This window comes from Halorubrum sp. C191 (genome assembly GCF_002727095.1).
Classification (GTDB): Archaea; Halobacteriota; Halobacteria; order Halobacteriales; family Haloferacaceae; genus Halorubrum; species Halorubrum ezzemoulense.
This window is the reverse complement of the sequence record NZ_NHNZ01000124.1, coordinates 54,118-79,702: the sequence shown is the minus strand read 5'-3', so window position 1 is coordinate 79,702 and position 25,585 is coordinate 54,118. Positions and strand designations below refer to the sequence as shown.

General features: G+C 69.9%; 24 protein-coding genes. 9 read left to right on the top strand and 15 right to left on the bottom strand.

Features of this window, described 5'->3' with window-relative positions; genetic code table 11:
- Nucleotides 1-130 precede the first annotated feature (130 nt).
- The gene (locus Z052_RS12455) at nucleotides 131-1,447 is read right to left on the bottom strand and encodes an amidohydrolase (protein WP_094553628.1); all 1,317 of its coding nucleotides are present in this window, start codon (nucleotides 1,445-1,447) and stop codon (nucleotides 131-133) included.
- 89 nt (nucleotides 1,448-1,536) lie between these two features.
- Between Z052_RS12455 and Z052_RS12450 the strand changes: the two genes are divergently transcribed.
- Together Z052_RS12450 and Z052_RS12445 are read left to right on the top strand one after the other, a co-directional pair.
- Nucleotides 1,537-1,881, top strand: coding sequence for a dihydroneopterin aldolase family protein (locus Z052_RS12450; protein WP_049932849.1), 345 nt, complete (start codon nucleotides 1,537-1,539; stop codon nucleotides 1,879-1,881).
- A 184-nt stretch (nucleotides 1,882-2,065) separates the two neighbouring features.
- Entirely contained in the window at nucleotides 2,066-2,566 is a 501-nt protein-coding gene (locus Z052_RS12445) for a hypothetical protein (protein WP_049932848.1), read from the top strand.
- Between the two features lie 73 nt (nucleotides 2,567-2,639).
- Here Z052_RS12445 and Z052_RS12440 read toward each other — a convergent pair whose 3' ends face one another.
- The 6 genes from Z052_RS12440 to Z052_RS12415 all read right to left on the bottom strand — a co-directional run bounded on the left by Z052_RS12440 (nucleotide 2,640) and on the right by Z052_RS12415 (nucleotide 10,856).
- Nucleotides 2,640-4,004: an ABC transporter ATP-binding protein gene (locus Z052_RS12440; protein WP_049932847.1), complete on the bottom strand. Its 1,365-nt coding sequence runs from the start codon at nucleotides 4,002-4,004 to the stop codon at nucleotides 2,640-2,642.
- On the bottom strand, nucleotides 4,001-5,122 hold the full coding sequence (locus Z052_RS12435; RefSeq protein ID WP_049932846.1) for an ABC transporter ATP-binding protein: 1,122 nt from the start codon (nucleotides 5,120-5,122) through the stop codon (nucleotides 4,001-4,003). The genes Z052_RS12440 and Z052_RS12435 overlap by 4 nt, the downstream gene beginning before the upstream one ends.
- Before the next feature lies 1 nt (nucleotide 5,123).
- Nucleotides 5,124-6,110, bottom strand: coding sequence for an ABC transporter permease (locus Z052_RS12430; protein ID WP_049932845.1), 987 nt, complete (start codon nucleotides 6,108-6,110; stop codon nucleotides 5,124-5,126).
- The gene (locus tag Z052_RS12425; RefSeq protein ID WP_222104443.1) at nucleotides 6,110-7,105 is read right to left on the bottom strand and encodes an ABC transporter permease; all 996 of its coding nucleotides are present in this window, start codon (nucleotides 7,103-7,105) and stop codon (nucleotides 6,110-6,112) included. The genes Z052_RS12430 and Z052_RS12425 overlap by 1 nt, the downstream gene beginning before the upstream one ends.
- A gap of 204 nt (nucleotides 7,106-7,309) precedes the next feature.
- Nucleotides 7,310-8,953, bottom strand: coding sequence for an ABC transporter substrate-binding protein (locus Z052_RS12420; protein WP_049932843.1), 1,644 nt, complete (start codon nucleotides 8,951-8,953; stop codon nucleotides 7,310-7,312).
- Between the two features lie 247 nt (nucleotides 8,954-9,200).
- Entirely contained in the window at nucleotides 9,201-10,856 is a 1,656-nt protein-coding gene (locus tag Z052_RS12415; RefSeq protein WP_094519593.1) for a GTPBP1 family GTP-binding protein, read from the bottom strand.
- 162 nt (nucleotides 10,857-11,018) lie between these two features.
- Between Z052_RS12415 and Z052_RS12410 the strand changes: the two genes are divergently transcribed.
- Complete coding sequence (locus tag Z052_RS12410; RefSeq protein ID WP_049932841.1) at nucleotides 11,019-11,867, top strand: DUF6293 family protein; 849 nt, start codon at nucleotides 11,019-11,021, stop codon at nucleotides 11,865-11,867.
- 294 nt (nucleotides 11,868-12,161) lie between these two features.
- Here Z052_RS12410 and Z052_RS12405 read toward each other — a convergent pair whose 3' ends face one another.
- Nucleotides 12,162-13,172, bottom strand: coding sequence for a transcription initiation factor IIB family protein (locus Z052_RS12405; RefSeq protein WP_086216609.1), 1,011 nt, complete (start codon nucleotides 13,170-13,172; stop codon nucleotides 12,162-12,164).
- 163 nt (nucleotides 13,173-13,335) lie between these two features.
- Here Z052_RS12405 and Z052_RS12400 point away from each other — a divergent pair, with 163 nt between their 5' ends.
- A complete protein-coding gene (locus Z052_RS12400; RefSeq protein WP_049932839.1) occupies nucleotides 13,336-13,857 on the top strand; it encodes a hypothetical protein in 522 nt (173 codons plus the stop codon).
- A 27-nt stretch (nucleotides 13,858-13,884) separates the two neighbouring features.
- Here Z052_RS12400 and Z052_RS12395 read toward each other — a convergent pair whose 3' ends face one another.
- Together Z052_RS12395 and Z052_RS12390 are read right to left on the bottom strand one after the other, a co-directional pair.
- Nucleotides 13,885-14,679, bottom strand: a complete 795-nt coding sequence (locus Z052_RS12395) for a cell division inhibitor (RefSeq protein WP_094580065.1) — start codon at nucleotides 14,677-14,679, stop codon at nucleotides 13,885-13,887.
- Nucleotides 14,680-14,760: 81 nt separating this feature from the next.
- A complete protein-coding gene (locus Z052_RS12390) occupies nucleotides 14,761-15,192 on the bottom strand; it encodes an HIT domain-containing protein (RefSeq protein WP_049932159.1) in 432 nt (143 codons plus the stop codon).
- A gap of 128 nt (nucleotides 15,193-15,320) precedes the next feature.
- On the opposite strand from Z052_RS12390, the gene Z052_RS12385 reads away from it, so the two are divergent.
- The 5 genes from Z052_RS12385 (at nucleotide 15,321) to thiD (ending at nucleotide 20,440) form a co-directional block, all read left to right on the top strand.
- Nucleotides 15,321-15,623 (top strand): hypothetical protein, encoded by a 303-nt coding sequence (locus Z052_RS12385; RefSeq protein WP_094580064.1) that lies wholly within the window; start codon nucleotides 15,321-15,323, stop codon nucleotides 15,621-15,623.
- A 403-nt stretch (nucleotides 15,624-16,026) separates the two neighbouring features.
- Nucleotides 16,027-17,922, top strand: coding sequence for an ABC transporter substrate-binding protein (locus tag Z052_RS12375; protein WP_094580067.1), 1,896 nt, complete (start codon nucleotides 16,027-16,029; stop codon nucleotides 17,920-17,922).
- Nucleotides 17,919-18,785, top strand: a complete 867-nt coding sequence (locus tag Z052_RS12370) for a phosphatase PAP2 family protein (protein WP_049932166.1) — start codon at nucleotides 17,919-17,921, stop codon at nucleotides 18,783-18,785. The genes Z052_RS12375 and Z052_RS12370 overlap by 4 nt, the downstream gene beginning before the upstream one ends.
- 56 nt (nucleotides 18,786-18,841) lie before the next feature.
- Complete coding sequence (locus Z052_RS12365) at nucleotides 18,842-19,471, top strand: DsbA family protein (protein ID WP_049932168.1); 630 nt, start codon at nucleotides 18,842-18,844, stop codon at nucleotides 19,469-19,471.
- A 111-nt stretch (nucleotides 19,472-19,582) separates the two neighbouring features.
- The gene (gene thiD, locus Z052_RS12360) at nucleotides 19,583-20,440 is read left to right on the top strand and encodes a bifunctional hydroxymethylpyrimidine kinase/phosphomethylpyrimidine kinase (RefSeq protein WP_049932170.1); all 858 of its coding nucleotides are present in this window, start codon (nucleotides 19,583-19,585) and stop codon (nucleotides 20,438-20,440) included.
- Between the two features lie 19 nt (nucleotides 20,441-20,459).
- On the opposite strand, the gene Z052_RS12355 is transcribed toward thiD, so the two are convergent.
- From Z052_RS12355 to Z052_RS12335, 5 genes are all read right to left on the bottom strand, one after another.
- On the bottom strand, nucleotides 20,460-21,257 hold the full coding sequence (locus Z052_RS12355) for a ZIP family metal transporter (RefSeq protein WP_086216603.1): 798 nt from the start codon (nucleotides 21,255-21,257) through the stop codon (nucleotides 20,460-20,462).
- 269 nt (nucleotides 21,258-21,526) lie between these two features.
- Nucleotides 21,527-22,564 (bottom strand): hypothetical protein, encoded by a 1,038-nt coding sequence (locus Z052_RS12350; RefSeq protein WP_099289068.1) that lies wholly within the window; start codon nucleotides 22,562-22,564, stop codon nucleotides 21,527-21,529.
- On the bottom strand, nucleotides 22,564-23,679 hold the full coding sequence (locus tag Z052_RS12345) for a signal peptidase I (RefSeq protein ID WP_094580061.1): 1,116 nt from the start codon (nucleotides 23,677-23,679) through the stop codon (nucleotides 22,564-22,566). The genes Z052_RS12350 and Z052_RS12345 overlap by 1 nt, the downstream gene beginning before the upstream one ends.
- Nucleotides 23,679-24,791 (bottom strand): hypothetical protein, encoded by a 1,113-nt coding sequence (locus tag Z052_RS12340; protein WP_099289067.1) that lies wholly within the window; start codon nucleotides 24,789-24,791, stop codon nucleotides 23,679-23,681. The genes Z052_RS12345 and Z052_RS12340 overlap by 1 nt, the downstream gene beginning before the upstream one ends.
- A complete protein-coding gene (locus tag Z052_RS12335; RefSeq protein ID WP_099289066.1) occupies nucleotides 24,788-25,573 on the bottom strand; it encodes a hypothetical protein in 786 nt (261 codons plus the stop codon). The genes Z052_RS12340 and Z052_RS12335 overlap by 4 nt, the downstream gene beginning before the upstream one ends.
- Nucleotides 25,574-25,585 lie beyond the last annotated feature (12 nt).

Sequence of the window (25,585 nt, the reverse complement as noted above, 5' to 3'; positions counted from 1 at the left end):
TCCAGCGAGAATCGAAGATTCCCTGGCAGCCGGCGCTACGCGCCGGCGACCTCGCGCGTGCTGACGAGCGCCCGCAGGGCGCGAGTCGCACGCGCCACCGCAGTTCTATACATGAATAGCCGTGCGTCCGCTACGCCGAATCCACGCGGTCGACGAGGTCGCTCGCGGCGGCCGCGGCGCGCTCCTGTACGGCCGCGGCGTCCAGCGTCAGCACCTCTCGGTCGCGCATGAGAATGTCGCCGTCACAGACCGTGTGGCGCACGTCGCTCCCGCGGGCCGCGTACGCGAGGTGCGAGACGGGGTCGTGGACCGGCGTCAGGTGCGGCGCGTCGAGGTCGACGACGGCGAGGTCGGCGGCCGCACCCGCCTCGATCCGACCACCCGGGAGTCCGAGGGCGTCCGCGCCGCCGGCCGTCGCCATCTCAACGACCGCCCCCGCAGGGACCGCGCTCGCGTCGTCCGCGGCGAGCTTCCCGAGCATGGCGGCGTCGCGCATCTCGTCGAACACGTCGAGGTCGTTGTTCGAGGCCGCGCCGTCGGTGCCGAGCGCGACGGTCACGCCGGCCTCGCGGAGCCGCTGAACCGGGGCCATCCCGCTGGCGAGCTTCATGTTCGAGGCCGGGCAGTGGACGACCGCCGTTCCCGACTCGGCGAGCCGGTCGATCTCGCCGCCGCCGACGTGAACGCCGTGCGCGAAGAAGTCGTCCGGGCCGAGCGCGCCGAGGTCCTCGGCGTACGCGATCGGTCGCTCCCCGCGCTCGTCGACGATCGGGTCGACCTCGTCCGCCGTCTCGTTGGCGTGGAGGTGGACCGGAACGCCCGCCTCCCGCGCCTCCGCGACCCCCTCGCGGAGGAACTCCTCGCCGACCGTCGTCAGCGAGTGCGGCATGAACGCCGTGCGGATCCGGCTGTCCGCCGCGCCATCAAGTTCGCGGGCGACCGCGAGGCTCTCCTCGACGTCCGCGCGGGCGTCGGCCGCGTCCTTGCCGACCGTCACGACCCCGTGGCCGAGCCGCGCGCGCAGCCCCGCGCGGTCGACGACGTCCGAGACCCGGTCCATCGCGAAGTACATGTCCGCGAACGCGGTCGTCCCAGACCGGATCATCTCCAGGGCGCCGAGCTCCGCGCCCGCCTCGACGTCGTCCGGCGTCAGTTCGGCCTCCGCCGGCCAGATGTCCTCGCGGAGCCACGGGTCGAGCGGTTTGTCGTCTGCGTACCCGCGGAGCAGCGTCATCGCGACGTGCGTGTGCGCGTTGACGAGCCCCGGGATCACGAGCGACCCCGACGCGTCGAGCGTCTCGTCGGCGTCGGGCGGCGCCTCGCCGTCCGCGCTCACGTCTCGTACCTCGACGATCCGCCCGGCGTCGCGGTCGATCGTCACGTCGGCCTCGGTCACGGAGCCGTCGGGGCGGAGGACGCGGCCGCCCGTCACGCGAAGCGCGTTCATACGGACCGATCCCGCTCCCCGAACCAAACGGCTTCGGTTCCGCCGGGCCCCTCCGAAGCCTCTTAGGCCGGCGCCGCCGCAGTGCGGGCATGGCAACCGACGCCCAGCAGGCGTGTTTCGAGGCCGGGATCAAGTTCGGCTCGCTGTACCACCAGTTCGCCGGCACGCCGGTCAGCCCGTCGAGCACGCGGAGCATGGAGGCCGCGATGGCGGAGGCGATCGAGAACCAACCGCACTGCGAGGCGGTGACCGTCGACATCCACGACGACCGCGTCGCCGACGCGATCGACCACGAGAACGGCTACACGGAGCTCACCGGCTCGCTGATGGACGTGGAGATGCGGATCGCGTACGAGGGCGTCACGGTTCACACGCGGATGGCGATGGAAGACGGGTACCCGCTGATGGAACTGGTCGACGTGGTCGACGACTGACGGCGAGTCGTTACGGTCCGGGGGCGCCGACTCGGCCGGTCCGACCGTCGCGGTCCGGAGAGTCAGGGCCAACTCTGTCCGACGCGGACCCGATCGCCGTCGACCCGAACGCTTAGTATCGCGACCCGCCTACCGCAATCCGAACGCGGCCGACGCTTCCGATTCCCCGCTTTCAGAGACGCCCATGGTCGACAGACGCCACGACGGTCGGACGGATCGCACCGGCTTCGACGAGACGAAGAACTACCTCTCGACCGCCCTCGGCCGCGTCGTACCGCGGGCGGTGGCGCGGCGCGCGCTCGAGGTGAGCGTCAGCACGGACGCCGCCGAGTACGCGCCCGACGAGCCCATCTCGATCACGGTCATCATCCGCAACCGCCTGCCGGTCCCAATCGAGGTCCCGACGACGACGCGTCGCTCGTGGGGGTGGGCGGTCGACGGCGTCTTGGAAGCCACCGACAAGCGACGCTACATTCGCGGTGAGGAGTCTTCGCTGTCGTTCCGCGCCGGCGAGACGAAGCGGGCGACGGCCACGTGGAACGGTCGCTTCCGCCGCACCGCCGACGACGGCGGGCTCGACCGATCGGTCCGGGCCGATCGCGGCGACCATACGATCTCCGTGTTCGTGCCGGTCCCCGGCGCCGACGAGCGCCACGAGGACGCCACGCAGATACGGATCCGCTGACGCCGCCGGTGACGTCAGCGAGCGGGCCGCCGAGGCGCCGCGCGGCGAGGTGATTTTTAAAAAGGGTCGGCGGTCAGTCGTCCGCTTCGGGCGCTTCCGTTCCGGGCCGCGCCGCGCCGCCTACCGTGGCCTCGTCTACCGCGGTCGCGACCGCCTCGTCGCGGCGCAAGTGACACGCCGAGTAGTGGCGGCCGTCGCCGATCTCCGACTCGATCTCGTAGGCCGGCCGGGCCGTCGCGCAGACGCTCTGGTCCGCGAACCGCTCGACGAGGATCCGCTCGGCGTCCTCGAACTTGTCGCGCTCGATGTGGCCCAGCGCCTCGTCGAGCAGGGTGCCCGCGTCGCCGCTCGGGACCGCGTCCTGGAAGTACCGCGACCGGAGGACATCCGGATCGGTCTCCTCGAACGCCCGGCGCTCGACCGCTCGCTGGAACTCGACAAGGTTCCGCCAGGCGCCGTCGCTCATGTCGTACTCTTCCGGCTGGATCACCTTCGGACAGCGGGTCCGGAACCGGCAGCCCGAGGGCGGGTCGATCGGCGACGGCACGTCGCCGGACAGGAGGGCGGTCCGCCCCCCGCTCCGCGGATCCGGGACCGGAATCGCGTCGAGGAGCGCCTGCGTGTACGGGTGCTGCGGGTTCTCGAACAGCTCCTCCTTGTCGGCGAGCTCGACGATGTTCCCGAGGTACATCACCGCCACGCGGTCGGAGATGTGGCGGATAACGCTCAGGTCGTGCGCGATGAACAGGTACGTGAGGTCGAACTCTTCTTGTAGCTCCTCCATCGTGTTGAGCACCTGCGCCTGGATCGAGACGTCGAGCGCCGACACGGGCTCGTCGCAGACGATGAAGTCGGGGTTCACCGACAGCGCCCGCGCGAGGTTCACGCGCTGGCGCTGCCCGCCGGAGAACGCGTGCGGGTACCGATTGTAGTGTTGCGGGTCGAGCCCGACCTTCTCTAACAGCTCCTTGGCGCGCGCCTCGCGCCCCTCCTCGTCGAGCATGCCGTGGGCCTTCATCGGCTCCTCGACGATCGGCCCGACCTTCATCCGGGGGTCGAGAGAGGACTGCGGGTCTTGGAAGATCATCTGCATGTTCTTCCGCATCCGTCGCAGCGGCTCGCCGGACAGCGATGCGAGGTCCTTGCCCTGGAAGTAGACGCTTCCCTCGGTGGGTTCAAGCAGCCTGAGGACGGTACGGGCCAGCGTTGACTTCCCGCAGCCGGACTCGCCGACGAGCCCCAGCGTCTCCCCTTCCTTGATGTCGAAGTCCACGCCGTCGACGGCGCGGACATCGGAGGTCGACCGGGAGACGTACGGGAACTCGTCGTCGAGCTGGACGCCCGCGAGGAGTCCACTCTCGTTGTCGAAGTGCTTCTTGAGGTTCCGCACCTGGAGGAGCGCCTCGGGGTCCGACTCTGGCGGGCCGACTTTGGTCATTCCGCCTCACCCCCGGTCTCGGTGAACCCGGCGGAGAACCCTCCGGTCGCCTCCGTGTCGATCGGGGGACTCGTGTCGTACCCGATGTCGAACGCGTCGTGTTTCACGCACGCGGCCGTGTGCGTCCCCTCGGCGTCCCCGCTCATCTCCCGCGGCTCGGGGTGGACCTCACGGCACACTTCTCGGGCCTCGGGACACCGCGAGTGGAACCGACAGCCGGAGGGCGGGTCGATCGCCTCTGGCATCACTCCCTTGATCGGCCTGAGCTCGTCGACTGTTTCGTCGGGGCGCGGCATCGAGTCGAGCAGCGCCGACGTGTATGGGTGTTTCGTGTCGTAGAACAGATCGTCCACCTCCGCCTGCTCAATTATCTCGCCGAGGTACATCACGTTCACCCGGTCGCAGATCTCCGCGACGACGCTCATATCGTGGGTAACCCAGATGAACGAAGTATCGTACTTCTCTTGGAGGTCCTTCACCATCTCCAGGATCTCGCCTTCGACCGTGACGTCGAGCGCGGTCGTCGGCTCGTCGGCGATGATCAGGTCGGGCTGACAGGCGAGCGCCATCGCGATCAGCACGCGCTGTCGCATCCCGCCAGAGAACTGGTGCGGATACTCGTCGTACCGCGACTCCGGCGCCGGAATTCCGACCTCCCGGAGAATGTCGATCGCCTCCCCTTTCGCCTCGTCGGTGCCGAGGTCGCGGTTAATTTCGATGAACTCTCGGAGCTGCCCTCCGACGGTGAAGACGGGGTTCAACGACTCCATCGGGTCCTGGAAGATGATCGCGATCTCGCGGCCGCGGATCCGTTTCCGCATCTCCTCTTCGGTGAGCATCTCGTCGCGCGGGCGCAACTCGCCGCCGCCGTCCTCTTCGAGGCCGAAGATCGTCTCGCCTTTGAACTTGATCTCGCCGCCGACGATCTCGCCGGGGCTGTCGACCAGCCGGAGGATACTGGAGGTCGCGACGGACTTCCCCGCGCCCGACTCGCCGACGAGCCCGACGATCTCCCCCTCGTGAACGTCGAAGGAGATGCCGTCGACGGCGCGGACCGTCCCGTCCTCGGTGAAGAACTGCGTCTTGAGATCGCGTACGCTGAGTAGTGGTTCGCTCATATCAGTTGTTGATCCGCGGATCGAGGGCGTCTTGGAGGCCGTCGCCGAGAATGTTGAAGCCGATGACGGTGATCAGAATCGCGATACCGGGGAAGATGCTGAACGTCGGCGCGGGGAGCATGTACCCCCGCGAGGCGGACAGCATCTGCCCCCACGATGGCGTCGGCGGCTGCGCGCCGAAGCCGAGGAACGAGAGTCCGGCCACGATGAGGATGCTTACCCCGACCTGAAGTGTCGCCTGGACGAGCACCGGGGCGAAGCTGTTGGGGATGATGTGCCGGAAGATGATGTTCCGGTCTTTCACCCCGGCCGCCCGCGCGGCCTCGACGTAGTCCTCCTCACGGATGGACACCACGCGGGACCGGATGAGACGGTTGAAAACGGGGATCGCGGTGATCCCGACGCCCACCATCGCGAACGTGAGGTCCCGGCCGAACGCGGTCATGAACGCGATGACTAAGACGAGGAACGGGATGGCGTAGATAGTCTCGGTGACGCGCTGGAGCACGTCGTCGATCCAGCCGCCGTAGTAGCCGGAGACCGCGCCGATGACGGTACCGCCGCCGAGGCCGATGGCGGTCGCGAGGAACCCGACCGTCATGGCGATCCGCGTCCCGTAGATTGTCCGGGAGAGCAGGTCGCGGCCCCGGTGGTCGGTGCCGAGCGGGTGTTCGAGTACGCCCTGTCCGAACTGGTTCTCCATGCCGACCGGCGGGAGCAGCCGCCGCACGTTCTGTGGGTCGGTCTCCGGATTATACAGCACCGCCTCAGCGATGGCGTAATCGAGAACGTAGTAGTCGAATGCGGCAAAGATCGCGACGAACGTCATGAACCCGACGATGTAGGTCCCGATCCGCGCCGTCGTGTCCTGTCTGACCTGCTTCAGCGTGTACCGGAGCCCGACGCGGGCCTCGACCTCGTCTGGCCCACCGCTCTCGTCGCTGTTGTCCGGCGTGTCGTCGTCCGAAGTTGCGCTGTTGACAGACATTACTCGTCACCGTATGTGACCCGCGGGTCGAGGTAGCTGTACGTGATGTCCGTGACGATCACGCCGATCACGTAGACGAACCCAAACACGAGCGTCGTGCCCATGATCAGCTGGTAGTCCTGATTGTTGATCGCAGTAATGATCAACCGGCCCATCCCCTGAATCTCGAAGACGGTCTCCGTGAGGACGGCGCCGCCGAGCGCGGTTGAGAGCCCCAGGCCAATGATGGTGATCACCGGGAGCTGCGCGACTTGGAACGCGTGCTTGCGCACGATCGTCGACTCGGGCACGCCGTACGCCCGAGCGAGCTTCACGTACTCGCCCTGGAGCGAATCGACCATCGACGAGCGCTCGATCCGGGTGATCTGCGCCATCTGGAGCGTTCCGAGCCCGATCATGGGTAAGAAGAGGTGATGCGCCGTCTGGCGTAACACCCCAATCCGCGTCGCTGCCCCCCGCACGTCCGCCGGGTCGGCCCACGGGAGGACGAGCCCTCGCGCGGGGAACCATCCGAGGTAGAACGCGAAGACGATGATCAACACCAGCCCGATCCAGAACGACGGCGTCGAGACGCCGATGAGCGAGACGATCCGCGAGACGTGGTCCGCCGGCTCATTGCGCCGCTTCGCCGAGATCACACCGAGCGGGATCGCGGTGACGATCGCGAACGCGAACGCTGACAGCATGAGCAGCAGCGTCACTGGGAGCCGGAGCAGGATCATCTCCAAGACAGGGCGGTCGTAGTAGATACTAAGCCCTAGATCTCCCGTTGCGACGCCGCTGAGGTACGTGAAGTACCGAACGTGTATCGGTCGGTCGAGGCCGTACTGGGCCCGGATCGCCTCGACCTGCTCCTGTGCCGGCGTTGGCCCCAACATGATCTCGACCGGATCGCCGGGAATCTGGTTGGCTAGGAAGAAGGTTATCGTCACGATACCTATCAGTACGGGTATCGCCTGTGCGAACCGCCGGAGTGTGTACCGAAGTAAACTCACTGTCGTGGATCTCTTGTTGCTTCGACTCGGTTTTTGCTGTCGCTTATCTGTTTCGCTCCCGCCGACGTGCCAATTTGGAGCCGCAAGCGGGCAGCCGACCCCGCCGCCAACCGCCCAAGAGGGCACACTTACGGCCCAACCCGCTCCGAGCGCGCACCGCCCGGGTCCGCTCCGTGGGTCCGATCCCCAAACCTCCGGGGCCGGTTATCGGTTCACAGTGACGCCGTCCAGCTGGACCTCCGACGAGATCGGGTGCGAGCTGAAGCCCTCCACCACGTTGCGCACGCCGTAAGAGTTGTTCAGGTTGTACGCCGGCATGTGGACGCGCCCTTCGAGCAGCGTCGTCGTCGCGTCGATGTAGAGCTGGCGACGCTCCTCGCGGTCAGACGACTCGCGGGCCTGCGTCAGCATCTGCGAGGCCTCGTCGTAGTCGTGGAACGTCCCGTTGTTCGTGCCTTCCGTTTCTTGGCTCAGCAGGTTGTACGCGAACGTGTCTGGGTCCGGCGAGCCCGACCAGCCAAGGGTGTACATGTTGTAGTCGTCCTCGCTACCAGTGACGTACGCGTCGAGGAACGTCCCCCAGTCGAGACGCTGGACTTCGACATTCTGGAAGCCAGCATTCTGGAGCCCGTCGCCGATGGAGATGCCGATCTGCTCGCGCTTGTTGTCCGGCGGCACGATGATCCGCCAGTTGTAGTCCATCGAGACCCCGGCCTCCTCGAACAGCGCCTGCGCCTCTTCCAGGTCCTGATCGTGTTGAATGTCCGACCACTCGTCGGTCGGGAAGTCCCACTCCTCAGAGATCGAGGCCGGGTAGGGGCTATGTTGGCGGACGCCGGCCGGCTCGACGAAGTTCTCGACTGCTTGGTCCATCGAGACGCAGTAGTCGACCGCCTCGCGGACGAGCGGGTCGCTCGTCGGTCCCTCGCCGCAGTTGAACGCGAGATAGAAGTACCCAATCCCCGGCTCTTCTGTCAGCGTGGCGTTCTGGTTCCCTTCGACCGTCTCGTACAGCTGCGGCGGAATCGATTCGACGATGTCGACGTTCCCAGTCTCCAGCTCGGTGACCCGCGTCGTCTGTTCGACTATCGGCTCGAACTCGACTGTGCTGATCTCCGGGAGGTTATCGCTGTCCCAGTAGTCGTCCCACCGCTCCAGCGTCGCGTAGCTCTCCGGCTCCCACTCGGCGAGCCGGAACGGCCCGGAGGTGACCGGGCCCATGTTGTACGCGTCCGTGTCTTCCTGTCGGACGGAGGCGTTGACGACGTTCCGGGCCATGGCGATCGTGAACGCGCCGTACGGGTACGAGAGGTCGAACTGTGCGGTTTTCTCATCGATCACCTCCCCGGTATCGATCATGTCGACTTCTGATGCGTTCTCGGTCTGTTCCTCGACGGGCGCCAGCATTGTGTGAACGACATCTTCCGCGGTGACGGGATCGCCGTTCTTGAACTGGGCGTCCTCGCGGATCGGGACGATGAAGCGCGTGCCGTCGCGCTCGACCGTCGGCATGTCCGCGGCGATCTTCGGCTCCAGACTGACGCCGTCGCTGTACTCGTAGAGCCCGTCGAAAATCCGCCCGGCAATCTGCGCGGACGGCACGTCGTTCATGACGACGGGGTCCATGTCGAGCGGGCCCTTCGCCTGCGCGAAGTACAGGGTCGGGGCGCTGCCGCCGTCGGAGCCGTCCGAACCGTCACTGCCGTCAGAGCCGTCGCCGTCTGAGCCGTCCGAACCGTCGCCGCCGTCCCCCCCACCGGCACACCCGGCGAGCAGGAGGGAGGTGCCGGCTGCTCCGCCGGCGAGGACCTTCCGTCGCGAAATGCGTTGTGTGTGTTGTCGACGCATACAGTCGTCCACTTGTTTCTATTTAATAAGTACTTTGGGTTGGCGTGGTCGTATGGTCATCTCTGTTCGCTTTGTTGTCCTTTTGTCCATACGTACTCCGTCGAACTCCGTCCGAATCAGGGAGAAACGGCTGCCATGATCCGAAATTTATTGATATATCAGTGGATAAAAATCGGACAAAATACTGATATTTTGCGTGCGGCACGCGACCGGCGAGTCAGTTTGAGTGCGGCACCCGACCGGCGAGTCAGCGCTCGCTCGGCGCCGCGTCCTCCGCGGCGTCTCCGGTGCCAGTCACCGTTCCGACCCCTTTGCTCGACCCCTCGCGGAAGACGAAGCGCTGTCCCTCCTCGATCAGGTACGGCCGGAACTTGAACCGGACGCGCGCCTCGCCGGTGTCGCCCGGGAGCAGTCGCCCCTCGTCCGGGAAGAACGCGGCCGCCTCGGAGACGGTCTCGAGGTGGACGACCGGCTCGTACCCCTCCTGAATCCGCGTCGGGTGGTTGAGCACCATCACCTCGGCGTCGAACTCGCGGACCGGTTCCGGCTCGCTGTCTCGGGGGACCAGCGCCATCCCGCGTTCGATCTCCGCCTCGTCGACGCCCTTCAGCGCGATGCCGACGATCCGCCCGGCCGTCGCCTTGTCGACCCGGTGGTAGTGCATCTCGATCGACCGCACCTCCACCTCGCGGAACGAGCCGTCGGGCATGGGCCCGAGGAGGAGCTCGTCGCCCGTCTCGACGGTCCCCGAATTCACCGTGCCGGACGCGACGGCGCCCACGCCCGTCACCTTGTAGCTGCGGTCGACGTACATCCGGAAGGCCTCCCGGTCCGGCGTCGCGCGCTTCGGGAGGCGCTCGAACAGCCGGTCGAGCGTCTCGACCCCGTCTTTCGTCACCGCGCTGGTCCGCAGCAGGGGGACGACTCCGTCGCCGACCTCCGCGACCGCGGTGTCGACGCCGTGCCGATCGACCAGCAGCGGGGTCTGGCCCGCGTCCCGGAGCATCGACTCGACCTCGCGCTCGACCGCGGCGAGCCGGCCGTCGCCCACGGCGTCCGCCTTCGTGATCGCGACGATCGTCGGGAGCTCGGTCGCCAGGAGGATGCCGAGGTGTTCGCGGGTGGTCTTCGTCGGGCCGTCGTCGGCGGCGACCACGAGGAGCCCGTAGTCCAGTTTCTGGCCGACGATCCCGCGGATCGTCGTCCGCAACCACGGCTCGTGGCCGACGGTGTCGACGAAGGAGACGAGCCGGTCGGCGGCCTCGACGACTCCCGCACGGTCGGACTTGCGGTGGGGGTTGTCCATCCTGACCGGCTCGTTGGCGCCGTCGGCGAAGCCGTACACCGCGTACGAGAGGTCGGCCGAGAGGCCGCGCTCGACCTCGTGGGGCTGGACGTCGAGGAAGCCCCGCGTACCGCCCTGCCCGTCGTCGGCGCGCCCGGTGACCAGCGTCCCGACCAGCGTCGACTTGCCGTGGTCGACGTGGCCCGCCGTGCCGACGACGAGGTGGTCCTCGTCGGCCTCGAACACGCCGCCGTCGCGGAGCGTGGCGAGCCCCACGAGGCCCGCCTCGTCGCCGTCGCCGCCGGAGCCGGCGCTCCACGTCTCGGCGTCGGCGATGTGGGCGTCGGCCTCGTCGGCCAAAAGCGAGAGCACGTCCATGGTCTCGGAGAAGGCGTCGGGGGAGACGCCGGCCAACCCGCCGTCGTCGGTCACGCCGAGGACGTAGGTAGCCTCGCCGTCGCCGGAGAGGACACGGTGGCGGAGCTGAGCCACGAGCGACTCCATGCGCCCGTCGGCGAGGTGGACCTCGCGCGTCAGGCGCTCCTTGAACTCGATCGCGCCGCCGTCTCGCTCGCCGCGCTCGATGGCCCGCCGGAGGGCGGACCGGTCAGCGCTCATACCGACTTGTAGGCGACAGCCGGGCTTAACGGTTTTCGTGCTATGAGTCCTCACGTCACGTGATCGGTACCGAGGCGTCGGGAGCGCCCGGGAGCCGCCACCGTACGCTTGCCCGCCGACCCCCGACGCACCCTTTAAGCGGTCGCCGGCGGGAGCCGATGTATGGACACCTCGGTCCCCAGCGTCTCCGAACGCCGCGTCCACGTGGTCCCGCTCGGGTACGAGCGCGACCGGATCGTCGAACCGCTCCGCCGCCACGGCGCCGACGTCGCGTACCTCCTCGTCGACGCCCCGGACCGCGACGCCGCCCGCGGCGACGTTGACTTCGACGCCGCGCAGGCGGTCGACCCCGGTGACATCCGCATCGATCCCGACGGGCTCACGGCCTACCAGCGCGACGCGTGGGCGGCGGTCGCCGAGTTCGCCGAGGTCCGCGCGATCCCCGTCGCCCACGCGGACGTGTACGACGTGCTCGGCGTGACGACGACCGTCGCCGCCCGCCACCGGGCGAGCGCCGAGGACGGCGACCGGCTCTTCGGGAACGTCTCGACCGGACCGCGGATCGCCGCGGTCGGCGTCGCGCTCGCCTGTATGATTGTCGGCGCGCGGCCCTACAGCGTCGAGCCGGAGCGCCACCGCCACGACCGGCGCGAGGAACCGCTCACGACGGGCATCGAGCGCACGGTCGACCTCCCGATCTACCCCATGGACGCCCCAACGACCGACCAGGTCGCGGTGCTCGGTCGGCTCCACGACCGCGCCGAGGGGAACCTGACCACCGACAAGTGGAACCTGATCGAGTGGGCGCGCGAGCGCGAGCTGTCGTTCCTCCGCGAGGCGGGGGAGAGCCGGACGGCGAAGTACCGCGCCTTAGAGACGCACGTCCTCTCGCCGCTGCGGGAGCGCGGCTACGTCGATCTCGAGGACATCGGGCGCTCCGACACGGTCCGACTCACCGAGACCGGTCGCCGGGTCTTCTTCGCGTTCAAGCACAAGCTCGACGGGCGGTAGCAGGGCGGCCCAGACGAAACGGTCGACACGCAAACCGCGAGTCGTCCGACCCAACCGCGTTGTTCGGTCTATCCGTACTATCAATAGCTAACGTAGAATTATCCCCCGCACGTCGATCCAGATGCGTGACGCCCGCCGGACGGTCGGGGTGCCCTCCCTGCCCTCCACACCGCCTGTCCGCTATCAGCCGCCGGTCGCCAGCTCCCTCTCGGGGCGGCCGGTCCCCGCTGACGCCGCCGCGCCCGCCCGGCGGATCGTCACGGCCGACGGGTCCCCCGTCGGCGCTTCTCCGACTTACTCCTCCGTCAGGTCGACGTAGGTCCGCCGGACGGTCACCGGCGTCACGCCGGCCACGTCCGCGGCCGCCTGCTGCGTACACTCCGCGTCGAGCTCCCGGGCCGCGGTGTACAGACAGGCGGCCGCGACGCCGACCGGGTTTCGGCCGTTGGCGATCCCTTCCTCGACGGCGCGCTCGGCCAGCTCGCCCGCCCGACGCTCGACGGCGGGATCGCAGCCGAGGTCGCTCGCGAACCGCGGGAGGTACTCCGCGGGACCGCTGGGCGCGATCGGCAGGCCGAGTTCGCGGTTCATCGCGTCGAAGGCGGCCTGGTGCTCGTCCTCCGTCGCCTTCGCCTCGGCGCACACCTCGCCGACCGTGCGGGACACGTCGGCCGTCCGGCAGGCGACGTAGACGCAGGCGGCCGCGAAGCCCTCCAGCGAGCGCCCGCGGAGCAGGCTCTCCTCCTGCGCGGAGTCGAACAGCGCACAGGCGGCGTCGCGGACGCTATCGGGCAGGCCCATGACGCCGGTGAGCCGCCGGATCTCGGTGTACGCGTACACCTTGTTGCGGTCGCGCTTCGTCGAGATCTGCGCGCGGTTGTGCTGGGTCCGCATCCGGGCGAGCCGGCGGCGCTTGCGCCCCTTCACCTTGGTCGACCGGCCGATCTCCGTCGAGAGCCCGCGGTCGTGGCGGGACCGCGTCAGCGGCGCGCCGGTGCGTTTCGGATCCGTGTCCTCGTCGTCGAACGACCGCCACTCGGGGCCGTGGTCGATCCGGTCGGCGTCGACGACCAGCCCGCAGTCGGCGCAGACGCGCTCCGCGCCGTCGACGCGCGTGCGGCCGCCGCACTCCGGACACGTCTCGCGGTTTCCGGTCTCGGCGGCGGACGCGGTCTCGGACCCCTCGGCGGCCGCTGTGCGGTCCGCGGTCGCGGCACCGTCGGCGGTCGCCGAGCGGTCCGTCGTCGCGACGTCGTCGGTCTCTGTACGGGGCGAACGAACGCGGGTCGAGCGTGCGTCACTCATCACACGTCGAACTCCGGCCCGAAGCCTTACTTAAATCCGGGCGAATCGGCGGTCGATCGGCCGGATCGGCGCCGCCGAACCGACCGGTTATCGGTCGGTGATCGCGGCGGCGACCGCGCCGCGGTACGGTGGTTTTAACATTTCGTGCGAGACACGAATCCGCATGACGCTGTCGGAGATCGCGGCGGGGGTCGAGGTGACCTCGCGCCAGCGCGATCGCGGAGTCGCCCTCGCCGACGACACGGAGACGCCGCTCGTCGACCGCCTGTCGGACCACGCCGAGTCGCTCCCGTGTACGTCAGAGGCGACCGCCACGCTCGTCGACGCCTACACCGCCGGCCGGAGCGTCGGCGACGCGGCGCGTGAGGCGGGCGTCAGCCCGATGACGGCCGCGAAGGCGCTCCACCGCTGCGGCGTCGCGGGCGTCTGTCCGCTCTCACCCACCGCACGTGACATCGTCCGCGACTGGCTCGCCGGCCGGACCCCCCGCAGCGAGGCCGTCGCGCTCACCGGCGGCGACGAGGCGGACTTCGCGCTGGCGACGTACGTCGAGACGCACGACCCGGTCGAGCCCGTCGCGGAGGCGGTCGACGCGCAGGTCGCCGGCTCCGCGCCGCTGGGAGACGGACTCGGCGCCGACGACCCCCTCGGCGACGCGCTCGGCTCCACCGACGGCCTCCGCTGAGCGCCGATCCCGTCTTTCCGCTCCGCGTCAGGGCGCGAACCGCTCGACGAGGCTCGGCTCCGGAAACTCCACGTCGAGCGTCGCGTCGAACGCCGCCTCGTACGCGGTCGCGATGGCCCGCGCGTACGCGTCATCCCCTCCAGCCGCGGTCGGCGCGGCCGCCACCTCGGGATCGGTCGCCGGCACGCGGACGACCCCGTCGCCCTCCTCGCCGTCACCGCTCCCCGGTCGCTCGACCGCGAGCGTCGCGTCGAGGCTCCCGCCGACGTCGGCGATCCGGCCGCGGAGCCGCTGGGCCGCGTCGCGCCCGTGGACCGTCGCCGGCCTGACCGCGACCGCGCGGTCGACCGTCGTCGCGGCCGCGACGGCCTCGTTCGACCCGACCGGCGCGGCGTCGACGACCACCGCGTCGTACGTCGTCGCCGCCTCGCCGATCCGCCGCTCCAGCTTCCGGGCGGCCTCCGCCGTCTTCGCACGCGCGACGCGCTCGAACGGCGCTCGCGCGGGTATCGCGTCGACCCGTCCCGGGAGGTCCAGCGCGTCGCGCTCGCCGTCCGCGGTCCGCCCGCTGTCCCCGCCGGTCCCGATGACCGGATACGCCGCCGCCGACAGCGCCGCGTCCGAGTCGTCCGTGAGGAGCGCCGTGAGGTCGGGGTCGATGCGCCCGCTCACGTACTCGGAGAGTCCCTGCGTCGTGAACGCGGCGTCGACGACGGCCACGTCGGCGCCGTCGCGCGCGCCCATCGCCGCCAGCTCGACAGCGGTCCGCGTCGTCCCCGCGCCGCCGGTCGCCCCGACCAGCGCGAGCGTCGTCGCGTTCATACGCCGGCCTCGCCGGAGGGCGTTCTTAAGAATCGCGAACTCGGGCGGCGGGTCGCGCCGGCGCTACTTCCCTCGCCGTCGTTACCCGTCTATCGCGGCCGCGACCTCGTCGGCGACCGCGTCGAGTTCGTCGTCGGAGAGGTCCGGCCGCCCGCCGGCGACCGCGTGGATCGCCGCGCCGCCGTCGCCCTCGAAGCGCGGGACGACGTGAACGTGGACGTGCGGGACCTCCTGCCCGGCCGCCTCGCCGTCGTTGACGCCGACGTTGGCCCCGTCGGCGCCGACGGCCGCTTGAATCTCCGGCGTGAGCGACGCGGCCGCGCCGAACAGGTCGCTCGCGAGGTCGGCGTCGAGGTCGCCGACGTGGTGCGCGTGCGACTTGGGGATCACGAGCGTATGTCCGCGCGCGAGCGGGTTCGCGTCGAGGAACGCCAGCACGGAATCGGTCTCGTAGACGGTGCGCGCCGGGATGTCGCCGGCGACGATCGAACAGAAGATACAGTCGTCGGACATACCCGAGCGATCGCTCGGCCGTCTCATCAAGGTTTCCCGGGGCGGCTGTCCCTCAAGATTTGCGCCGTCGCGGCGCCCGCGTCCCGCGCCGCCAACGGACCTATATCCGCCGCGCCGAAACGGCGGGTATGGACGACCGGCTCGAACGCGTGATCCGCCAGCAGCTCCGCAAGGCGGGCAAACAGTTCGAGGAGGCCAAACGCGCCTACGCCGAGGGGCGCGACGACCCCGAGGGCGACGCGGCGGCCGCGGCGCGGTTCGACCTCCCGACCGACGAGTCCGGCGCGGCGCGCATCGTCTGCCGCCGCCACGCGGAGCGCCGGACCGTTTCGGTCGACGCCGAGGGCCGTCCGGCCTGCTTCGAGTCGGGTCACCCCGACTGCGAGGGGTGCGCCGAGGACGTCCGCGACGGCGTCGTCGAGACGTGGTGACGGGGGACCGGCGCTAGGCTCCCACCGATAGCGCCGCGGTCCGACACGCCCCGGTTTGTTTTCAGACGTACAGGTGCGGCGCATGAACCGGACCGCCGCCGTCGCCGGACTCTCCGCCGCCGTCGCCGGACTCTCCGCCGCCGTCGCCGGACTCTCCGCCGCCGTCGCCGGACTTGGTACCGGATTCCTCGTTGACTTCACGGCGCTCGGGTTGCGGTTCCGCCCGCCCTTATCCCCCACGCGCGGGGCTCCTCGCCGATCTAGCGCTCCCGCTGCCGAACGCCATCTGAGGCGGCTCGCCTCGGCGCTCGGGCGGCCCGACGGCGTCGGTGCGACCGCTCTCGGCGCGACGACGGCACAGAAGAGATATACCGAGCGGCTGAAAACAGGTGGAAACGTCCGAATGACGCGATCGATCAGTCGACGAGCGGCGCTCGCAGGGCTCGGCCTCGCGGCCGCCAGCGCCGGCTGTCTCGGTCGCACGGAGAACATCGCCGGCCGCGATCCCCCCGAGCAGCTGACCCTCGAGATCAACGCCACGCCGGCGGACGCCGACCCCAACGGGATCCGCATCGCCAGACAGCTCGAAGAGCACCTGACCGCCGTCGGCATCGATGTCCGGCTCAACACCGTCGGACAGACCGACCTCTGGCGGAAGGTGCTCATCAACCAGAACTTCGACCTCTACGTCGGGCAGTTCGTGGAGACGGAGCCGTTCGACCCCGACACGCTGTACGGGCTGACCCATTCGCGGTTCGTCGCGGAGTCGGGGTGGCAGAACCCCTTCGGCCTCACGGAGATGGCCGTCGACGACCTGCTCGAACGGCAGCGCCGGGCGGCCGGCCGCGATCGCGACGACGCCGTCGACGCCCTCCAAGAGACGGTGTGCGAGCTTCAGCCCTTCTCCGTCGTCGCGTTCCCCGATGCGCTCACCGCCGTCCAAGAGAGCCGGTTCGACGGCTGGACGGAGGACCGACAGCCGCTCTCCGTCACCGGGCTCCTCGAACTCGACGACGTCGCCGCCGACGGCTCGGGAGGCGGCGGTTCCGCGACGAACGCGTCGGCGGGCGGCGTCGAGACGACGACCGACGCGGCCGCCGCCGACGCGACGGGGGACGCCCTCCGGCTCGTGACGACCGACGACCGGATCACGGAGAACTGGAACCCGATCGCCGCCGAATACCGGAACCACGGCACGTTCACGGGTCTGTTGTACGACCCCCTCGTCCGCGCGGACGGCGACGAGTTCTTCCCGTGGCTGGCGACCGGCTGGGAACGGGTCGACGAGACCACGCTCGACGTCACGCTCCGAGAGGCCCGGTGGCACGACGGCGAGCCCGTGACGGCGAGCGACGTGGCGTTCACCTACGCGTTCCTCCGCGACACCTCCCTCGGGAACGTCGAGACCCCGGTTCCGACCCCCCGGTTCCGCGGCCGGAGTTCCGTCGTCGAGGGGGCGCGCGCCCGCGACGAGTCGACGGTCCGACTCACCGTGGCCGACGTGAACGAGACGGTCGCCGCCAGGGCGCTCCGGGTGCCGATCCTCCCGGAACACGTCTGGTCGGAGCGGACCGGCGCGGCGACGATCGCCGGCTTCGAGTTCGACTTCGAGACCACGGAGGCGATCGTCTCGAACAACCCCGACCCCGTCGGGAGCGGGCCGCTCCGGTTCGTCGAGGCGACCGCCGGGGAGTCGGTCGCCTTCGAGCGGAACCCCGACCACTTCCTCGTCCGGTCGACGCCCGAGGACGACGCGGACGCGTCCGGGGAGACCGCTGACCCGCGAGCGGGGGTCCCGTCCCGATACCACGGGAAGCCCGCCTTCGACCGGCTCCGCATCGAGGTCCTGCCGTCGGACATCTCGGCCGTGGAGTCGGTCGCCGAGGGACTCGCGGACGCCACCGTCTCGAACCTCGGGCCCGAGTCGGTCCCGCGGATCGGTCGCTCGGCTGACGCCCGGCTCGTGAGCGGGCGGTCGGCGGCGTTCTACCACGTCGGGTACAACGTGCGCCGGAGCCCGCTGTCGAACCCCCGGTTCCGGGCGGTGATCGCTCGGCTGATCGATAAGACCGCGATCGTCGACGGCGCCTTCGACGGCTACGCGCGGGCGGCGACCTCGCCGCTCGCGGCGTCCTCGGCTGATGTTCCGGAGTCGGTGGCGTGGGCCGACGGGAGCGACCCAGTCCACCCGTTCTTCGACGACGGTGGGTCGCTGGATGTCGCGGCCGCCCGCGAGGCGCTCCGGGAAATCGGGTACCGGTTCGACGGCGAGGGGCGGCTGCTCTCGCGGGGGCGATGACGCCGTTCCTCTCGGTCCTCACGTCGGTCGTGGCGTGGGTCGTGGCGATGCTGGTCGTCGCGAGCGTCGCGGTGATCGGCCCCGCCCGGCTCCGCGAGACGTGGAGCGGGCTCCGCGACCGGCTCTGGGACGCGCGTCGGGCCGTCGCTGTCGTCTGCGCGGTGCTGATCGCCAGCGCCGTCGGGCGCCCCCCGCTACTGGACGTCTCCAGGCTGTTCGGCCTTCAGGCGACGGCGTTCATTTACGGGCTGGAGGGCGGCTTCGTCGCGTGGGTTCAGGCGACGTTCGCGACCCCCGCGCTGACCGCCTACTTCTCGTGGGTGTACGTGTACGGCTACGCGTTCCTGCTCGCGTTCCCGCCGGTCGCGTACCTCGCGCTCCCCCGGACAACGACGTTCAGCCGCGTCCTCGTCGCGTACGCGCTCAACTACGGGATCGGGCTGGTGCTGTACACGGCGGTGTTCGCCCACGGCCCGCGGAACGTGATGCCCGACATGGTGACGCCGCTGCTGTTCACCACGCAGCCCGACGTGATGGCGCTGACGAGCGAGGTGAACGTGAACTCGAACGTCTTCCCGTCGCTTCACACCTCGCTGTCGGTCACCGTCGGGACGTTCGCGGTGCTGACCCACGAGGAGTACCCCCGGTGGACGCCGGTCGCGGTCCCGCTCTCGCTGTCGGTCGTGGTCGCGACGATGTACCTCGGCATCCACTGGCTCACCGACGTCGTCGCCGGGTTCGCGCTCGCGTTCGGCTCGGTGGCGCTCGCGTACCGGCTGGTCGAACCGCGGTCCGACCCCGGAGTCCCGCGCGACGGCCCGGAGGACGACCAGCCGCCGTCGGAGCCGAACGCGAGCGACTGACCCCCTCGACCGCCGCCGAACACACCGTTTTGTATCGCCGGGCGTTACGCCCGTCCATGAGCGCCGACCGACAGACCATCACGGTGTACTCGGACTACGTCTGCCCGTTCTGTTATCTGGGTCGTCAGTCCCTCTCACAGTATCAAGAGAACCGCGACGAGGAGCTCGCGATCGACTGGCGCCCGTTCGACCTGCGGAGCCAGAAGCGCCGCCCGGACGGGACGATCGACCACTCCGTCGACGACGGGAAAGACGACGAGTACTTCGAACAGGCGAAACAGAACGTCCGCCGGCTCGCCGACGACTACGGCGTGGAGATGGACCTCGACATCGCCGAGGATGTCGACTCGCTCCCCGCCCAGATCGTCTCGTACTACCTCCGTGAACACCACGACTACGAGACGTGGCTCGCCTTCGACGAGGCGGTCTTCGCCGCGCTCTGGGAGGACGGTGAGGACATCGGCGACGCCGACCTCCTAGCCGAACTCGCCGTCGACGCGGGCGCCGAGGCCGACGAGGTGCGGTCGGCCCTCGACGACGAGACGCTCCGCGAGACCGTCCGCGAGCGGTTCACCGAGGCGCAGCGGGAGGGGATTACCGGCGTGCCGACCTTCGCATACGACGGGTACGCGGCGCGCGGCGCCGTCCCGCCCGAGCAGCTCGAACGCCTCGTCGAGGGGACCTGAATCCGTTCGTCGTCGCGGTGAGGCACCGACCGTTCGCCGTCCGAGGAATCCGGTAGCTCGGCCGAGCGGGAAGAACACCACTAATTAATACCACTAGGTTGTATCACGACTATGCCCGAGTACGAGCCGGTCGAGCCGCCGGTCGCGCTGACGATCGCCGGCAGCGACAGCGGCGGCGGGGCGGGGATCCAAGCGGACCTGACCGCGATGCGCGCGCACGGCGTCCTCGGCACATCAGTCGTGACGGCGACGACCGCGCAGAACACCCGCGGCGTCGAGGACGTTCACCCCCTCCCCGCCGATCACGTCGCGAGCCAGTACGCGGCGGTCGCCGACGACTTCGCCGTCGGGGCGATCAAGACGGGAATGCTGGCGACCGCCGAGACCGTCGAGCAAGTGACTGAACTGGTCGCGGAGACGGACGCCCCGCTCGTCGTCGACCCCGTGATGGTCGCGGCGACCGGGGATCGCCTGCTCTCGCCCGCCGCGGAGGACGCCTACGAGGGGCTGATCGCGGACGCGACGCTCGTCACGCCGAACGCCGACGAGGCCGCGGTGCTGACCGACGCGCCGGTCGACACCCCCGCCGATGCCGAGCGCGCGGGCCGCGAGCTCGTCGCGCTCGGCGCCGACGCGGCGCTGGTGAAGGGCGGGCACCTCGACGGTGAATCCGCCGAGAGGGACGCTGTCGTCGACACCCTCGTCCGGGCCGACGACGCGGGTGGTAGTGCCCCGGAACGCGTCGCGCCGACCGTCGACCGCTTCGAGACGCCGCGGATCGACACCGAGGCGACGCACGGTTCCGGCTGCGCGCTGTCGAGCGCGATCGCCGCGCGACTGGCGAGAGGGGAGCCGCTCCGCGACGCGGTCGACGCCGCGGTCGCCGGGATGACCGAAGCGGTCCGACGCGGTTACGACGTGGGAGAGGGCCCGGGCGCGGTCAATCCCACGGCGTTGGGCGAGGAGTGACGGACCCCGCCGCCGGAACTCACAGGTACGCGAGCGGGATCATAAGCGCGACGCCGAGCGCGACGCCGCCGACGAGGACCGGTTTGCCGCCGCGCGGGAGGTCGGCGCCCGTTTCGAGCGCCTCGGGGACGAACTCCGACAGGACGAGGTAGATCATCGCGCCCGCCGCGAAGCCGAAGCCGTACGGGAGAAACTCGCGGGCGTACCGGACGAACGCGAACGCGATCACGGCGCCGATCGGCTGCGGGAGACTTGAGAACACCGACCACCACACCATCTTCCACTTCGAGACGCCCATCGCCCGCAGCGGGATCGAGATGGCGGTCCCCTCGGGGACGTTGTGGATCGAGATGGCGACGGTCATGAACACGGCGAGCAGCGGGACGGTGAAGCCGAACAGCGCGGTCCCGCCCTCCAGCCCGAGGTCGGCGAAGGAGACGCCGACCGCGATCCCCTCCGGAAAGCTGTGGACCGTCAGCACGCCGAGGATCAGGATCAGCTTCTTGAAGTCGGCCTCCTCGTACTCCCGCGGATCAATCTCGGCGTCCGCCAGGACCTCGTGCGCGATGACGACGAGGACGACGCCCGCGAGCATCCCGACGCCGATCTCAACCGCTGTCCCCTCCGCGAGCCCCTCTTGGATCAGCCCGAACAGCGACGCGGAGAGCATGATCCCCGACGCGAACCCCCACAGCGCCACGTTCCCGCGGTCGCTGATCGTCTCGAAGAAGAAGAACGGCAGCGCGCCGATCCCGGTCGCCAGCGCCGTGATCAACCCGGCGACGAACACGAACGCGTAGGCGTCGAGTGCGACCATTCGTACGCGACGGTACGCCGCTCCGGGTCATAACTCCGAGGGACGCCCCCACGCGCTGGGAACTACCTACCCCTCCGAGGCGAAGCCGAGTTCACCCCAAGCCGTGAGCGAGACCGGAAATAAGCACCAACAGAAACAGCGCGACGAGGAGCAGGAGTACTGCGAGCTTGGTGCCGAGCGCACAAGACGGACCGCCGCCTCGAACTCCGCTCCGTCGCGGTCGAATCGGTACGTCCACGTTCACGATCCGCCCCGCGGTCGAATCGAAGTCACCGGTCGGTCTCCGCCGCGACGGCATCGACCGTGCTCGGCGAAGCGGCGGCGCCGGTCGCGTCCCCCGCGCTGGCCGATCCGTTCGCCGTCGGCTCGGTCGTGTTCTCCGGCGGCTCCGGCGACGGTTCGGACGGCTCCGACGCGTCGTCATCGTCCGTCTGGCTCGTCGCGTCGGTCTCCGACCTCTGCGCGTCAGACGTGCTGTCGTCGGTGTTCGACGTGTCGTCGGTGTTCGACGTGTCGTCGGTGTTCGACGTGTCGTCATCGTCTGTCAGAGTCTTCGCGTTGGTCTCCGAACTCTGTGCGTCAGACGTGCTGTCGTCGGTGTTCGACGTGTCGTCGGTGCCCGAGGATGTCACGGCCGGGTCGGACTCGTTGCTGTCCGTGTCTGCGGATGTCACGGCCGGGTCAGACTCGTTGCTGTCCGTGTCTGCGGATGTCACGGCCGGGTCGGACTCGTTGCTGTCCGTGTCTGATGATGTCACGGCCGGGCTCGACGCGCTCTCGTTCGCAGCGTCAGACGTATCGGAATCCGTGGTGTCCGGCGTTTCAGACGGACTATCCTCGTTTTCCACGGTTGCCGTTTCGTTCCCCGACTGATCCGCTTCGGCTGTCGCCGAGTCGGTTACCGGGACCGAGGCGTTGGTGTCCGCGGTGGGTTCCGAGACGTTCTCTTCGGTAGGCGCCGAGACGTTGCCGCCAGTGGGCGCCGAGATGTTACTCCCAGCGGGCGCCGAAACGTTGCTCCCAACGGGTGCCGAGACATTCTGGTCCAGTCCGGCGCCGTCTCCGTCAGGGTCGCTCGTCCCGTTCTCGACGGACACCGCGGTGAGATCGACATCGGCGGTCTCGTTGGTCTGGCTGCCGTTGGTCGAGGTCTCGTTGATCTGGTTCAGTTCGTCCGGGGTTTCGAACGTCGCGGTCACGTCGACGCTCGCCGAGAGGACGGCGACCGTGGCCCCTCCGGCGAACGCGACGCCCCACACGAGGACCGCCAGCGCGACGAGCGCGACGAGCCCACGGTTCGCGGCCATCAGTCGCCCTCCCCGGCGGCCTCGGGACGTGACACCGGTGTCGACCCGGGCGTCGACGCCGGCTCGGCCCCGTCCTCGGCCGCCGTCGTCTCCGCCCCGGCGGCGACCGCCGCCGAGTCGACGGTGTCGTTCGGCTCGGACGCGCCCCCGTCGGACTCGGGGGAGTCTCCGTTACGCATCGCGTCTGTCGTCGGTCCGCTTGCGTCCGTCTCGACAGCCGGATCCGGCGTTCCACCGCTGCGGTCCAAGACACCGCTGGCGGGCACCCACGCGGCGAGCGCCCCGAGCAGCAGCGTCGACACGCCGATCGCGACCGATATCGCGACGGCGGTCCGGAGCTCGAACGCGACGTACACCGCGTACGGGGCGAATGCGGCGAGCACCGCCGCCGTGCCGCCGACGGCGTCGACCGAGACGCCCCCGGAACCGCTCGCCTCCTCCGTCGCCTGCGCCGTCACGATTTCGGCCGCGGGACCGGGTCCAGCCGCCGGGTCGGGCCCGACTACCGGATCGAGTCCGGCCGTCGCCCCGTCTCCGTCGCCGGGTTCGTCGACGGGGTCGACCGGATCGACGGTCATCGAGGGTTGCGATTCAGATCCGTCGCGGCCCCGGACGATAGACCAGATCTCCGTCGCGGCGAGCAGCCCGAACGGGAACAGGACCAGCGCGACGAACCCCACTCGCGTCCCCGCGAACTGGATCACGTACCCGACGTACGGGATCGTCAGCGTCACGGCGCCGACGAGGCTCCCGGCGGGGACGAGCCCCGGATCCGGCCCCTCGTTGGCGTCGCCCATCGTCTCGAACGCGAGCGTGCCGGCCTCGTCGACCACGTCGATCACGCGGTGCGTCACCGGCACGTCGCTCGTGCCGCGGACGAACGTGATCACGTCGCCCTCGGCGATCGCAGTCGGGTCGCGCTCGGCGACGATCACCACGTCGCCCGGCGCGATGGCGGGCGTCATGCTCGCCGTGAGCACGACGAAGCTCTCGTCCGCGCCGACGACCTCCGGCGCCGCGTACACCGCGAACGGTGCGACGAGGGCGATCAGCAGGACGATCCCGAGTACGTTCGCCGCGCGCTTCGTCCGTGGTGATGTGAGTAGTTTGGTCATCAGTTCTCCTCCGTGCCGCACAGCGGCTCACCGCCCGTGGTCGCGGCCGCGGCGATCTCGTACAGCCCGCCGTAGACGTCGCCGACCCGGAGCGGAACCGAACAGCTCGTGTGGATGTTGACGCCCGCGTGGCCGCCGCCGTTGCCGCCATTTCCGTTTCCTCTGCTGCCGCCGCCGTTTCCGCCAGTACCGTCGGCGTCGGTCTCGGGGTCGGTGCCCGTCCTGCCGTCGTCGAGGTAGATGTTGGGGCCGATCCAGCCCGGGTCGCCGTTGGTCGGCGCGGCGGTCCCGTCGACCACGAAAGTCCCGTCCGGAGTCACCTCGCCGTCGAACACGGTCGTCCCGGCGGTGCCTCGACCGCCCGCGCCGCCGCCGGTGGCGACGACGACCACGGTCGCCGGGTCGTCGCCGAGGTACCGGAGCGTGAGCGAGCCGACCGCGACGCCGTTCTCGTCCTCGCAGGGGACGCACGCGGACGCGCACTCGGTCTCTACGAAGGGGTTCGACCTCGCCGCGTCCGCCTCGGCGACGTGGCGGCACTGCTCCGCGTACACCCGGAACGTCAGGTCGGTCGCCGCGCCGCCCACGTCGGGCGAGTCCGCCGGGAGGTACGGGAACACCTCGACGGCGACCGGGTCGTCGTCGGGCCCGAGACACCGGGCGTCGATCCGCACCCCGGTCGCGAGGTCGCGCTCGACCTCGGCGAGGGGGCGGTAGCCGCCCGTCAGCGACTCGCCGTCGACGACGACCTCGACTTCGAGGGCGTTCCCGAGCCGGTCGCCGTCCGGGCACTCCGTCGCGAGCCACACCCGGACCGGGTTCGCCGACGCACCGATCTCGAACCGCTCGGGCTCGGGGCGTCCGCCGAACGTCGTCCGGTCGACCGCGAACGGACCGACGGTGACGGTCCCGTCCGTGGGGTTGCCGTCCACCGTCAGCCCGACCTCGCCGGCGCCGAAGACGTTGTTCGCGAACGTCTCCCGGTCCGCGAGGTACGCGCCCGTGCCGACGCCGCTCGCCATTCCGACCGCGCCGACACCGCCGATCCCGGCGAGCAGCCGGCGGCGGCTCAGCCCGCTCGGACGCCGTCCGGCGTCGCCTCCGGGAGTCATTGTCCCACCTCGGTGGCGTCGGTCTCCGTCGCGGCGTTCATTTCGAAGGGGTTCCCCTCGGAGCCGCACTCGTCGACGGCGAACTGTACGAGGAAGCCCACTGCGCCGCCCTGCCCGGCGTTGCCGCCCTCGCCGGTAAACTCCCACTCGAAGGTCAGACAGCGCTGTTCGCCGGGGCCGAGGCAGCCGTCGCCGAGCAGGCCCGGACGCAGTTCGACCCCGTCCGCAAGCGCGGACCCGTCGATCTCAGCGAGCGTCTCGTCGGCGATCAGCTCGCCGGCGCTCGCGAACTCGCCCTCAGCGCCGCCGCAGCTGCCGATCCCGAAGATCCCGGTGTCCTGCCGGACCGTGAGCGTGATGCGTTCCGCGAGCGCGACGCTCGCGTCGTCGCGGTCGTCGAGGTCGTCGAGGTCGGGGTCGATCTTCAGCCACACGCGGGCGGTGTCCTCGGGGTCTTCCAGCCGGAGGCCGACGCTCGCCGTCCCGTAGTCGTGCGGTAGCGCGTTCGCGACGTCGACGAGCCGGATGCCGGCCGCTTCGACGTCATCGACCGCGCCGACCGGGCTCGAATCGACGACCGTCCCGTTCTCCGTGCGCCGCCAGCCGACGAGGAGATTAAACCGCGTGTCCGTCTGGGCGTACGTGTAGTCCGTGTACTCGTCCCAGTTGTCCGTCCCCGTCCCCGTCCGCCGTCCGGAGGCGGCCCCGAGGGCCGCGAAGCCGACGGCTCCGGCGCCCGCGAGTGCCTCCCGCCGCGTGAGTCCCGATTCTTTCTGTGTCATTGTGTATCGTCG